Source organism: Phytohabitans flavus (assembly GCF_011764545.1).
Lineage (GTDB): Bacteria > Actinomycetota > Actinomycetes > Mycobacteriales > Micromonosporaceae > Phytohabitans > Phytohabitans flavus.
In genome coordinates this window covers 5,920,731-5,933,157 of record NZ_AP022870.1, presented here as the reverse complement: position 1 = coordinate 5,933,157, position 12,427 = coordinate 5,920,731, and the positions used below count along the sequence as shown (strand labels likewise).

At 71.2% G+C, this 12,427-nt stretch carries 11 protein-coding genes; 8 read left to right on the top strand and 3 right to left on the bottom strand.

Annotated features, from left to right (window positions below; translation table 11 throughout):
• Positions 1 to 16 precede the first annotated feature (16 nt).
• Entirely contained in the window at positions 17 to 1,078 is a 1,062-nt protein-coding gene (locus tag Pflav_RS25965) for an LCP family protein (protein WP_173038943.1), read from the top strand.
• Between the two features lie 125 nt (positions 1,079 to 1,203).
• Positions 1,204 to 2,796, top strand: coding sequence for an exopolysaccharide biosynthesis polyprenyl glycosylphosphotransferase (locus Pflav_RS25960; protein WP_232071919.1), 1,593 nt, complete (start codon positions 1,204 to 1,206; stop codon positions 2,794 to 2,796).
• Between the two features lie 16 nt (positions 2,797 to 2,812).
• Here Pflav_RS25960 and Pflav_RS25955 read toward each other — a convergent pair whose 3' ends face one another.
• The 3 genes from Pflav_RS25955 to Pflav_RS25945 are packed head-to-tail and all read right to left on the bottom strand — an operon-like array spanning position 2,813 to position 5,977.
• A complete protein-coding gene (locus tag Pflav_RS25955) occupies positions 2,813 to 4,063 on the bottom strand; it encodes a DUF1501 domain-containing protein (RefSeq protein WP_173038941.1) in 1,251 nt (416 codons plus the stop codon).
• 1 nt (position 4,064) lies between these two features.
• A complete protein-coding gene (locus Pflav_RS25950) occupies positions 4,065 to 5,333 on the bottom strand; it encodes a DUF1800 domain-containing protein (protein WP_173038939.1) in 1,269 nt (422 codons plus the stop codon).
• A gap of 17 nt (positions 5,334 to 5,350) precedes the next feature.
• Entirely contained in the window at positions 5,351 to 5,977 is a 627-nt protein-coding gene (locus Pflav_RS25945; RefSeq protein ID WP_173038938.1) for a YveK family protein, read from the bottom strand.
• A 211-nt stretch (positions 5,978 to 6,188) separates the two neighbouring features.
• Here Pflav_RS25945 and Pflav_RS25940 point away from each other — a divergent pair, with 211 nt between their 5' ends.
• The 6 genes from Pflav_RS25940 to Pflav_RS25915 are packed head-to-tail and all read left to right on the top strand — an operon-like array spanning position 6,189 to position 12,415.
• On the top strand, positions 6,189 to 7,382 hold the full coding sequence (locus tag Pflav_RS25940) for a hypothetical protein (protein WP_232071917.1): 1,194 nt from the start codon (positions 6,189 to 6,191) through the stop codon (positions 7,380 to 7,382).
• Between the two features lie 7 nt (positions 7,383 to 7,389).
• Positions 7,390 to 8,241: a glycosyltransferase gene (locus Pflav_RS25935; protein WP_173038936.1), complete on the top strand. Its 852-nt coding sequence runs from the start codon at positions 7,390 to 7,392 to the stop codon at positions 8,239 to 8,241.
• Positions 8,238 to 9,338, top strand: coding sequence for a glycosyltransferase family 4 protein (locus Pflav_RS25930; RefSeq protein ID WP_173038935.1), 1,101 nt, complete (start codon positions 8,238 to 8,240; stop codon positions 9,336 to 9,338). Before Pflav_RS25935 ends, Pflav_RS25930 begins: the two co-directional genes overlap by 4 nt.
• Positions 9,325 to 10,659 carry a hypothetical protein gene (locus tag Pflav_RS25925; RefSeq protein WP_173038934.1) on the top strand — a complete coding sequence of 445 codons (1,335 nt, stop codon included), beginning with the start codon at positions 9,325 to 9,327 and terminating at the stop codon, positions 10,657 to 10,659. The genes Pflav_RS25930 and Pflav_RS25925 overlap by 14 nt, the downstream gene beginning before the upstream one ends.
• A complete protein-coding gene (locus Pflav_RS25920; RefSeq protein WP_232071915.1) occupies positions 10,656 to 11,573 on the top strand; it encodes a glycosyltransferase family 2 protein in 918 nt (305 codons plus the stop codon). The genes Pflav_RS25925 and Pflav_RS25920 overlap by 4 nt, the downstream gene beginning before the upstream one ends.
• Positions 11,570 to 12,415, top strand: a complete 846-nt coding sequence (locus Pflav_RS25915) for a glycosyltransferase family 2 protein (protein ID WP_173038933.1) — start codon at positions 11,570 to 11,572, stop codon at positions 12,413 to 12,415. The genes Pflav_RS25920 and Pflav_RS25915 overlap by 4 nt, the downstream gene beginning before the upstream one ends.
• Positions 12,416 to 12,427: the final 12 nt, after the last annotated feature.

Below are 12,427 nucleotides of genomic sequence, written 5' to 3'. Positions count from 1 at the left end.
TCAGTACCATCGGCCCATGCCACGCCACCCGCAGGTCGCCGACCCTGACTCCACCGAGACGTTCGAGCCGACTCCGGAGGGCGGGCCGGGCGCCGAAAAGCCGAAGCGGCGCCGTCGCACCCGCCGCATCGTGCTGATCTGCCTGCTGGTGGTCGCGTTGCTGGCCGGCGGTGGCCTGCTCGCCGGCGGGCTCTACGTGCGCTCGGTGGAAGGCAGCATCGAGCGGGTGGACGCCTTCCAGGACGTGCCCGAGGAGAGCCGTCCGCAAAAGGTTGTCGCGGACGCGCAAAACATCCTGATCCTCGGCAGTGACTCGCGCGATCCGGAAAACACATCGGGCTCGCGCAGCGACACGATCATCCTGGCCCACCTGCCCAAGGGGCGGGGCAGCGCGCAGATGATTTCCATTCCGCGTGACCTGTGGGTGTCTGTGCCCAAGTCAAAGGACGGCCGCCACGGCGGGCGGGACGCGAAGATCAATGCCGCCTTCGCATGGGGTGGCATTCCGCTGATGGTGCAGACCGTGGAGAAGTACACGGGAGTGCGTATCGACCACGTGGCGATCATCGACTTCGGTGGTTTCCAGGAGATCGTCGATGCGCTCGGCGGTGTGGAGATCGACGTCGAGCAGAGCTTCACGTCGATCCACAAGCCACACCGCAAGTTCACCAAGGGGCCGCAGACGCTCGACGGGGCCGCGGCGCTCGACTACGCCCGCGAGCGGTACGCGTTCCGCGACGGCGACTTCGCTCGGATGCGCCACCAGCAGCAGCTCATCAAGGCGGTGCTGGACAAGGCGGCCTCCGGCGGGCTGTTGACCAACCCGGGCCGGCTCAACTCCTTCCTCCGGGCCACCGCCGACGCGGTGTCGGTCGACGAGACGATGAGTATCTTCGATACGGCGGCGGATCTGCGCCACCTGCGCAGCGGCAACCTGACGTTCCTCACCAGCCCGAATAAGGGGTCGGGGCAGGTCGGCTCGGAGAGCGTGGTGTTGGAGGATCCACAGAAGGCGAAGGCGCTCTTCGAGGCGGTACGCCGCGACGCTGTGCAGGATGTCCTCAATGCTGGGAAGTAGCGGATCGATGGCTTTGCGGAAGGAGAAATCAACAGCCGGCTGCGCGTATCCTGCCGGCGATCTCACAGCGGAGTAGCTTTGCGGCACAAATCGGGGGATAAATGTCTGGCTTCAGCCTCTCGGCAGTGGGTGAGGGCACCGTAGAACTGCCGGTGATCGACAAGAGATCCAGACCGGCGGAAGAAGCGCCGGGCGCCGAGGAAACCGACGGACTTGATGCCGCTCCCGTGCTCCCACGGCAGCGGACGTCCAGCGAGGAGATCACACCCGCGGCGGCGACATCCGCCAACGGGCAGCCGGGCGGTGCCGAGCACGCGGTGCCGGTCGTCATCCCGCCGCGGCCCGCGCCGACCGCCGTCCTGCCGTACGTCGGCTCCACCACCTCCAAGCGCACTCGGCCGCTGCGCGCCTGGATGATCACCGCGCCCGTCGACGCCGCGGCCATGCTCGCACCGCTGCTGATCACGACGCAGTACTGGAAGGGCACGGGCTTCCTCGCCGGTCTCACCGTCGTCATCTTCGCGGCCGGCGGGCTCTACAACGCGCGCCGGCACGTGAGCATCCTCGACGAGCTGCCCAGCCTCTGCGGGCGGCTGCTCGCGTCGGCGGCCATCGTCGCGATCATCTCCGCGCTCCGCCACGAGTCCGTCGAGTACGTGGCCGGCTTCATGCGCGCCGTGGCCGTCGCCGGCGGTCTGGTGATCGTGGGCCGGATTCTGACCAGATCGTTCACCACGCTGGCCCGCAAGCAGCGCTGGGTCGAGCACAACGCGATCATCATCGGTGCCGGTCCGGTCGCCGTCGAGCTGGCTCGGCTGCTGCGCCGCTACCCGCGCTACGGCCTGCGCTTCACCGGCCTGGTCGACACGGAGCCGTCCGCGGACGCCTCGGCGCTGCCGCTGCTGTGCACGCTCGACGAGCTCGACACGATGATTCCGACGGTCGAGGCCGACGTGCTGCTGCTGGCCGACACCACATCGCCGGAGCCGAGGCTGATGGAGGTGCTGCGCCGCCCGGCCTGTGCCGGCTGCGATCTCTGGGTGGTGCCCCGGCTCTGGGGCTCGCACGCGCAGGGGCGCATTTCCGACCACATTGGTGCGATCCCGGTCGTGCAGGCGCGGCACATGATGCTCTCCGGTCCGCGGCGGGTGGCCAAGCGTGCCTCGGACATTGTCTTCGCCGGACTCGCGCTCGCGGTGCTGAGCCCGGTCTTCCTGCTCTGCGCGATCGCCACGTTCTTCGACGGCGGGCGGGGCATCTTCTTCCGGCAGGAGCGGATCGGCCAGGGCGGCAAGCCGTTCCAGGTCATCAAGTTTCGCACCATGCGCCCCCTCGACGAGCACGAGTCGCAGACCAACTGGTCGATCGCGGGTGACCGGCGGATCGGCCCGATCGGCCGCTTCATGCGGCGTACGTCGCTGGACGAGCTGCCCCAGCTGTGGAACATCCTGCGCGGAGACATGACGGTGGTCGGGCCGCGGCCGGAGCGGCCGTACTTCGTGGAGAAGTTCTCCGCCGAGCACCCGGACTACGCGATGCGGCACCGCGTTCCGGTGGGCCTGACCGGCCTGGCCCAGGTCAGTGGCTTGCGCGGGGACACTCCGATCTCCGACCGAGCCCGCTTCGACAACTACTACATCGAAAACTGGTCGCTCTGGCTCGACATGAAGGTGCTGCTGCGCACAATTGCCGAGGTCTTCCGGGGCGGCGGCCGGTAGGCGTGCGTCCCGCGCGCTAGCCCACCGGGACGAAACGCATCGGTTCGCCCTGGTAGCCGTCGATGTACTTCGCCGGGTCGGCCTGTAGCACCGAGTCGAGCACGGTGCCGAAGACCTGCCTGAAGTCCACATTAGACTTGAGGTCGCCATTGTCGAGGTCGGCGAGGCTGGGCTGCTCGCCGTAGAAGCCACCGGCGACCCTGTGCCCGAGCACGAAGACTGGGCCGGCTGTGCCGTGGTCGGTGCCCTGGGAGGCGTTGGCCACGACCCGCCGGCCGAACTCGCTGTAGACCAGCACGGTGACCTGCCGGCCTGCCTCGGTCTGCCCCATCCGGTCCACAAAGGACGTGAGTGCGGCGTCGAGCTGGCCGAGCAGCATCTCGTGCCCGGCGATCTCCGCCGCGTGGGTGTCGAAACCGCCCAGGCTCACCGAGTAGACCCGGGTCGGCACGCCCGCCTCGACGCAGCGGGCCACGAGCGAGAGCTGCGTGGACAGCGCGCTCGCGCCGCCGGTGCCGGTGGCCGGTACCGCCGGCTCGCCGCCCTTGTCGTCGGCGTCGTCGGCGTGCTCCACCTCGCGCACCAGCCGCTCCACCTGGAGCAGGTCTGTGTACGACGTCGCGGCCTGGGCCTGCATGGCAGGCTCGCCGGGCTGCGGGCGCCCGAGCTCGGCCACCATCTTGGCGTCGATGCCCTCCGGCAATGTGAGCCCGCCGATGCTGACGCAGGCCCCGGCACGGGTCTCGCCGGCCAGGAGCACCGGCAGTACCGGCTCGAAGCTCACCGCCATCTCGGGCGAGGCCCGGGTGCCGTCCAGCCAGCGCCCCACCCAGCCGGTGTGTATGGGGGTGAGCGGCGACGCGGTCTGCCAGATGTCCATCGAGCGGAAGTGGCTAAGGTCGGGACGCGGGTAACCCACCCCGGACACGATCGCCAGGCGCTTTTCGTCCCACAGCCGCTTGAGGCCGGGCAGCTTCGGGTTGAGCCCCAGCGCGTCGTCGAGGTGCAGCACCTTCTCCTGCGGATACGCCAGCTCGGGGCGGAGCGAGTGGTAGGCCGGGTCGGCGTACGGGATGACGGTGTTGAGGCCGTCGTTGCCCCCGTACAGCGTGACGAGGACGAGCACCTGCCCCTGACTGCCGGCCACGGCCCTGTCGCCCTTTCGCAGCAGCTCGGCGATCCCGATCGCGGTCGTCCCGGCCATCAGCGCGCCAGCGCCCGCCACGCCGGAGGCGAGCAGGAAGCGGCGGCGGGTCAGTGCATCCATCTCAGGTCACCAGGTATTCCGGGCTCGCCATGGCGAGTATGAGCAGATGGCGCGGGTCCTTTACGCCGCGCAGGACCGCATAGGTGCGGTCGGTCCAGCCCTCGACGCAAAGGATGTACGCCACCTCGTCGGGAGTCAGCTTCTCCACCGCGGCAAGGGTCGCGAGGGTACCCGCCAAGGCGAGCCGCACCTGGGCCGCGGCCGAGGTGAGCCACGAGCCACCAGCCGTCCAGCCGCCGACGCTGGGTGGGACGAACGGCAGCTGGCCCAGGTCTCGCAGGCCCTTGAGGATCGTGGTGAGGGTCTCCGCCGGCAGGCCGCCCAGCCGCAGGCCGAGCTGGCGCATCCCGCCGACCAGCCACTCCACCGGCTGCTTGACCAGGCTGCCCGCGGTCGCGCCGAACGCCTCGTCCTCGAAGAGCACGCGCAGCATCGCCCGGGGCGCCGGGAACACCTCCGCCATCGCCTCCCGGGTGGGCTCCGGAATCGGCTGGCTGGACGACGCGTACCGGCGCCACATCCGGGCGGCGACGAACCGCGGGCACTCCTTGCGCCGCAGTAACAGGTCGACCAGGCGGGCCGTGTCGAGCGCGCCGGTCACGCCGAGGATGGTCTTGCTGCCGCTGTCGTGCTGCTCGGGCTGGAAGAAGCACGCCTCGGAGCCGAGGCTGACCCGCCATCCGGTAAGCGCCCGGCCAGCCTCCTTGACGTCCTTTTCCGTGTAGTTTCCGATGCCGAGCATGAAGAGCTCCATGAGCTCGCGCCCGAGGTTTTCGTTGGGCGACGCCTTGGTGTTGAGCTGGCCGTCCAACCAGTACACCAGCGCCGGGTCGACCGCCATCTTGTGACACATGTCCACGAAGTCGCGGGCGCCGCGCATCGTGCGGTGCTGCAAGAGCATGAGCTGCGGGCTGCGGACCTTGTCGACGGACGTGGCCCAGTGGCCGTGCCAGAAGAAGACCAACTTTTCCAGAGCCTGGTGGTCGGTGACGGTCATCCGGTCGAGCCACCACCGGGTGATCTCCTCGATCTGCCGGTCACGTATCCCGTTGGCCTCGATGCGTTGCTGGTTGGTGGGGGTTGGTAAATCCGCGAACGGATCCATGCCGAGCCGCGGCTCCGGCGCGCTTGTCGCGCCGATGTCCGGTAGGGACGGATCGAGTAACGCGGAGAGGGTGCCGGCGTAGCCCGTCTTGCGTGCCACGGCCAGCTCGGCCGCCGTCGGGCCGAAGCCGGCGCGGGCCAGCAGCAGCGCGACGTCGTCGGTCATGCTGGAAACATAGACGACTACCGGCGCAGCGGCACACCAGTCTGTGCGTCGTCGTTACGCCGGCCACGCAGGACGGCCAGCCCGAGCCCGATCCCGAAACCGGCAAAGGCACCGGCGAGGGCGTGCAGCGGCCACCGTACGGGCTCCGGTTTGCCGGGCACCGACGCGCCGCTCACCACCGAAATACCGACGTTGGCCGGCAGCTCGGCGGAGGGCTTGTTCCGGGCCGCGATGGTGCCGAGCTCGGCGGCGAGAGCGTTGACGATCGCCGCGGCCCGGGCCGCGCTTGTGTCCGTGACCGTGACGCGAATCTCGTGGCTGTTGACCGGCGACGAGGCGGTGATTTGTTCGCCGAGCTCCTCCGGCGTGGTGTCCAGGCCCAGCTTGCCGATCACCGGCTCGGTAACGCGCGGCGTGGCCACCGCGGTCGTGTACGTCTTCGCCAACCGCTGCATCAGCCGGCTCGTCTGCTGCGACGGGTGCTCCAGCGTCGGCGTGAAGGTGACCAGCAGCCGTGCCTCCGACGTGTAGACCGGCTCCCTGCTTTGGGCGAGGGCGCCGAGCCCGATACCGCCACATGCGACGAATACCGCGATAAGCAGCCAACTGCCGCGAATAGCGCGGATATAGACGGCGGATTGCATCGGGCTCCACGATGATCGGCGCGCTAGAGGTCGCGAAGAGAGTACATCCGCGACCGAACAGGGCGATACGAAAGCAGGGCGTGCTGGTAACCGCGACGAAACGGGATGACTTGCGGCGCCCACCTTTCATCGGGTAGGAAGGTCCCGCGACCGGAGGCGCTTGTAGTCGCGCCGGACAATGGTCGATATTCGCCGCGGGGGTGGGGGAGCCATGCCATCGCTCTACCGGCGGCTTGTCTCACCCGAGCGGGTCTACATGGCCGCCCTCGGCTTCACCGGATGCGCCGCGGTCGTCTCGGTGGCACTGCCCGCGGCCGAGCGCGGTGAGCTCGCCGCCAGCATGGCCAGCGCCACGCTCGGCGCGGCCATCGGCGGTCTCTCGGTCGACACGTTCCTGCTCTCCCGGCCCGCGGGCTGGATCGTCGCCCGCGGCCCGTGGTGGATGCTGGCCCTCCTGGCCGGCTGCCTGGCGCTCTCCTCGGTCGCCGCGGCCGGGCTGATCGCGCTCGCCGGGACCGGCAGCTACGCGGTCGGCATCGGCGCCGCGTGCGCGCTGACCGTGTTCAACGCGTTCGCGTCGCTCGCCCTGCGGGTCAAGCGCTTCATGTTCGTGTACGCGATGCGTGCCGCCGGTGGCGCGATCCTCATCCTGGCTTATCTCGCGCTGTACCGGGCCGGCCGCCTCGACGGCGCCGCATGGAGCGTGGCGTGGCTGTCCGTGCAGGTGCTCACCGGCGTGGTGATGTGCGCCGCGGTGCTCGGCCTGGCCTGGCGGTCCCGGCCACCGCGCCGAGGTAGCGTCACCGGGCCGGAGCTGCGCGCCGACGCGCTCGCCATGGGCAGGCTCCACATTGGAGTGTGCGCGCAGATGCTGACGTACCGCCTGGACCAGATCCTGATCGCCCGGTTCGCCGGTACCGGCCCGCTCGGCGTCTACGCGCTGGCCGTCGCGGCGCTGGAGTTCGCACAGGCCGGTGCCGTGGTGCGGGCACAGCGGATCCTCGTCGACCGGGAGGGTGACGACAGCACGCCGGACCGCACCGGTGTGATCGTCCGGGCCGCGCTGCCGGTGGCTCTGGCGGCCATCGCCGCGCTCGGCCTCGTGGGTCTCATCCGGTCGGAGTACTCCGACGGCTGGCTCTACGGCCTGCTGCTTCTACCCGGGGCCATGGCGGTGGCCGCCGGCAAGACCTGGAGCGCGCTGCTGCTCAAGCAGCGTGGCGAGGGGGCGACCACCGCCGTCGCCGTGACCGCCATGTGCGCCGCGATCGCGCTCTACTTCGTCCTCATCCCGGTGGCCGGCGCGTTCGGCGCGGCGGTGGCGTCCTCGGCCGCGTACGCGGTGTACGCGGTGCGCACTCGCCTCAGCCTGCGCCGGGCCCCGGTCCTCCTGGCCCAGGGGTGATCACGCGATGGATGTCTCGGTCGTCGTACTGACCTGGGAAGACTACGAGCGCACCAATGGCTGCGTCCGGTCGCTACCGGATGGCGTGGAGGCCATCGTCGTCGACAACGGCAGCGCCGAGGAGATCGGCGACAAGCTGCGCGCGATGTGCGCCGAGACCGGTGCGACGTACGTGCGCGCGGAGACCAACCTCGGCTACGCCAAGGGCATGAACCTCGGTGCGCGGCACGCCACCCGCTCGGTCGTCATCCTGTCCAACAACGACATCGTCGTGCACCCCGACGCGATCGCCCTTCTGGCCGCGCGCCTGCGCGATCCCGCGGTGGGCGCGGCCTTCCCCGGCGTGCGCGGGCCGGACGGCAGCGACCAGACCGCCGCCGGGCGCTTCCTCACGATCGGAGTCGGGGTCGCCCACGCCACCGGCCTGAGCCTGCTCTTCCGCGGGCTGCGGATCGTCGCCGCCCCGGAGCGGGCCGACTGGCTCTCCGGCCCGTTCGTGGCGATCCGCCGGGAAACCTTCGACGCGATCGGTGGCGTCGACGAGTCGTCGTTCTTCTACTCGGAGGACCTTCGGCTCTGCTGGGCGGTGCGGCAGCGCGGCCTGCGCTTGGCATACCTGCCGGAGGCCGTGGTCACGCACGAGGACGACGCGAGCGCCAAACGCCGTTGGACCGACGCGGAGATCTCCCGCCGGCAGACCCGCGAGTTCATCCGGGCCAGTCGCGAGCTCGCCGGCTGGCGCGGCCGGATCGCCTGCGGCGCCTACGTCCTGGGCGTGCTGGCCCGGGCCGCGGTGGGGCGCGGCGAGGTGCGCCGGGCGATCGCCCGCGGCGCGGTCGAGGGACTGCGCGCGCGATGAAGCTGATGTTCGTGTGTACCACCGGCGGCTCCGGGCGCCGGCAGCTCGGCGGTGCGGAGCGGTTTCTCGTCGAGATGCTGCCCGCGTTGGCCGCGCAGGGGGTGGACGTCGTCGCCTGCACGCCCGACGACGAGGTGGGCGCGGGGCTGCGCGCGGCCGGCGTGACCTGGATCGAGCTGGGCGCCCGCCGCCGCATCGACCTCGGGTACGTACGCGAGATCCGGCGCCTCGCCACCGAGCTGCGGCCGGACGTGGTCAGCGCGCACCTGCTCTCCGCCGCGATGCACGCCCGTGCGGCGCTCCGCGGCGACCTGCGCGGTATCGGCCTCGTCGTCGCGCTGCACAACAGTCTTTGGCAGTACCGCGACGCCGCACCGTCCATGCGGGCCAAGGCCGCGGTCCAGGCCAATATCACCCTGGACCTGACCATGCGCCGGGTCCGCCGGCACGTCACGGTCGCGGTTTCCGATTTCGAGGCCGAGGAGCTGCGCGAACGCGGTCGCGTCGGTGACGTGCGGGTGATCCCCAACCCGCTGCCGGAGAGCTGGCCAGTAGTGGACGGGTCCGCTGGCGAGCCGCCGCCGGGGCGGGTACGCGTGGGCTTCCTCGGCCGGCTGGAGCCGGAAAAGGGCGCCGACCTCATTCCCGGGATCGCGGCCGCACTGCCCGAGGCGGAGCTGCTGGTCGCCGGCGCCGGTTCGACACAGGTACCGCCGCTGCCGAACGTGCGGCTGCTGGGGAGGGTGGACGCCGCCACCTTCCTGCGTGAGCTGCACTGCCTGGTGGTGCCGTCCCGGGTGGAGTCGTTCGGCCGCAGCGCGCTGGAGGCGATGTCGCTCGGCGTGCCGGTGGTGCACTCCGCCGCGGGCGGCCTGGCCGACCTCACCCGGCGTGGCGACGGAATCCTGGCCTACCGGGCGGATCTCACGCCGGCGGCGTTCGCCGCGACGGTGGCGAAAGCGACGGACGGCAACGGCGGCACGGTCTCCGCGGCGCGCCGCGAGCTGGCCCATTGGTACGCGCAGGAGTACTCCTTTGGTCGATGTGTTGAGAAGTGGCTCGGGCTCTACCGGTCGGTCGCCCATGACAGCCACTGAGCGGCGGCTCTGGTCAGCCGCGATACCGGCGTGCGCCGGCGTGTTCCTCCTCCTGCTGACGCTGGACGCCGGCCTGGCCGTCACGTTCGCGATCGCCGCCGGTGCGGTCTTCGCCGCCCGCCAGCGGATGTGGGCGCTGGCGCTCTGCGCGGCCGGCTGGGTCGCGGCGTTCCTGGCCGTGCGCCTGCTAGCCGGGCCGTACGACTCCTGGGCCGGGCCGGCCGTCCTACCGGTCCTCGCGGTATACGTGGGCGCCTTCCTGATCGCCTGGGTCGGCGGACGCCGGATCGCCGAGCGGCTGGGCGCACCGGCCGCCGGGGCGCGGCCCACGCTCGCCTGGCCCTCCGAGACGCGGCTGCGGCTGTACCTGCTGGCCGTCCTCGCGGTGGCGGTGTTGTCCGCGGTGCTGCGCTTCCGCGGGATCATGCCGCCGCTCTTGGACGACAACCCGGACGCGGCCCGGCAGGTGCTGCGCGAGCGGTCCAACATCGTGGTCGGCCTGCTCTCCGAGGCGTGGACGCTCGGCATGTCCATCTCGCTGCTGCGCGCGCTCACCTCCCGCGGCGGCCGCCTCGCGCTTTACCTCGGCGCCACCGCGGTCTTCACCGTCGGCGCGGCCCTCGGCGCGAGCAAAAACTCGGTCCTCGTCGGCCTCGTCCCGGCGATCATCGCGGTGCTCTCCGTCCGCGGCGCGGTCGCCAGGCCGAAGCTCCTGACCGGCCGGGCGCCGATCGCGATCCTGCTCGCCGGTGTCGCCTTGGTCGGCGCGATGGTCTTCCTCGGCGGACAGCGCACGCTCGCCGGCACCGGCACTTTCGAGGACGAGTTCCGGTCCCGGTACGGCGACAACGCGATCACCTCCAGCGCCGGCTCGCTGGACCTGTCCCTGAGTTCGTCCGTCGAGACGTTCGGCCGGCTGTGGGCGCAGCGCGAGACGCAGCCGCCGGAGTACGGCGCGTACTCGCTGATGTTTCTCGGCTCGCGGGCCGAGCCGCTGGTCGGCAAGGTCGACCTGTACGCGATGACGTCCGAGCTCAGCCTCCCCTACTACATGAACACGGCCACGTTCGTGGCGATCCCGCTGCTCGACTACGGCCCGGTGGGCGCGGCGTTCTTCCTCGCCCTGCTGGGGCTGGCGGTCGGGCTGGCCGAGCGGCGACTGGAGTTCTCCACCGGCCCGGCCCAGCAGATCGCCCGCGGATTCGTCGTGTACTTCGCGGTGTTCGGCATCTACGAGCTGTATCCGTTCATCTATCCGACCTGGCTGGCCCTCGTACCCGGGCTCTGGGTGCTGCACCGGCTGGGGAGGGCGGCGACGTGACCGGCACGCTGGCTGTCGTCACGGTCCTCTACCGGTCCGCGCCGATGCTGGCCGAGACGCTGCCCACCTGGGTGCGTAGCGCGGCGGGACTGCCGGTGCGGTTCGTGTTCGCCGACAACTGGCCCGAGGACGGGTGCGAGAAGCTCATCGCCGGCTGCCTTGACGACGAGCGGTACACCTACCTGCCGGACCCGGCCAACCCGGGCTTCGCGGCCGGCTGCAATCGGGCCGTCGCGGCCGCCGGTACAAGCCACGTGCTGCTGCTCAACCCGGATGTGTGGCTGCGCGACGACTCGCTGACCCGGATCCGGGCGGCCGTCGAGGCGGCGCCCGGCGACCCGATCGCGGTCGGGCTCGCCATGCATGGCGGCGACTACACCGGCATCGACGTACACCCGATCTCGCTGTTCATCGACCGCTTGGCCGGTGCGCGGCGCGGCCCGCTTGGCCCGTCCGGCGGCGGCGCGGTCTTCCCGATCGAGGTCTTCCGCGAGTTCGGCGGCTTCCACGAGCACCTGTTCGCCTGGGGCGAGGACGCCGACCTGGCCTACCGGCTGTACGCGGCGGGCCGGCGTACCCGCCCGCTCGACCTCGCGCTGGAACACGCCGGCGGGCACAGCGTGGGTGGCGACGGCAAACTGCTCGGCTTCCGGGCGTACCTGCTGGCGCGCAACCGGATCCTGGTCGCCGCGCGCACGTTCTCCTGGCCGCTGGCGCTGCTCGCGGTGCCGTTCATCGCGCTCGCGCACTGCGCGCTCGCGGCCCGGCGGGCCCGGCAGGGGTTGCTGCGGCCGTTCCTGCGCGGCGTCGGCACCGGTCTGCGGGAGGCACCGGCCGCCCGCAGGCAGTGGCGCGGCCGCCGCTTCGGCCTCGGGTCGCTGGTCAGCTACCTACGAACGGGGAGGGCCGCATGAGCCGGCACCGGTGGAGCGTCGTGACCGTCACGTACAACTCGGCGGACACGCTGCGGCAGTGCTGGAGCGGCGCCAAGCCGTACGACTGGATCGTGGTCGACAACGACTCCACCGACGACTCCGTCGCGGTCGCCCGAGAGCTGGGCGCCCGCGTGGTGCGGCTGCCCGCCAACGTCGGCTTCAGCAAGGCCAACAACGCCGGTGTACGCGAGTCCGACGCCGACTACGTCCTATTCGCCAACCCGGACCTCGAGGTGGAGCCGGACGGGCTGGAGCGGCTCCAGGCACACCTCGACACGCACGGCGGGCTCGTCGCGCCGCAGCTGCTCGGCACCGATGGCGAGCCGCAGCCGAACGGGCGGGGCTTTCCGTACGCCACCGCGAAGCTCGGCAACCGCAAGGTGTGGCCGCTGTCCAACATGCACGCCGGCTACCGGGTGACCGCGACGCCGGGCACCGCCGTCTGGGTGGTCTGGGTGATGGGCGCCGCGGTCGCCGCCAAGCGGGACACCTTTGTGCGGATCGGCGGCTGGAACGAGCGCTTCTTCCTGTACTACGAGGACCACGAGCTCGGCCTGCGCGCCTGGCGGGAGGGGGAGCGGGTGGCCCTGCTCGGCGACGTCCGCTGGACCCATCACTGGGCTCGGGCCACCAACTCGCTGCGCTGGTCCCGGGCGCACTCGCTGGAGCTGCGGTCGGCACGTACCTTCTTCAGGATGTTTCCCGAGTTTGTCGCCGGCCTGCCCCGGCCACGCCGCCGGCACCGCGCGGCCGCCGCGCTGGTCGGCACGCCGGTGGGCGACCCGGCGCTGGCTACGCCCCCGGCCGGCGGGCAGGCATGACGACGAAGTCAG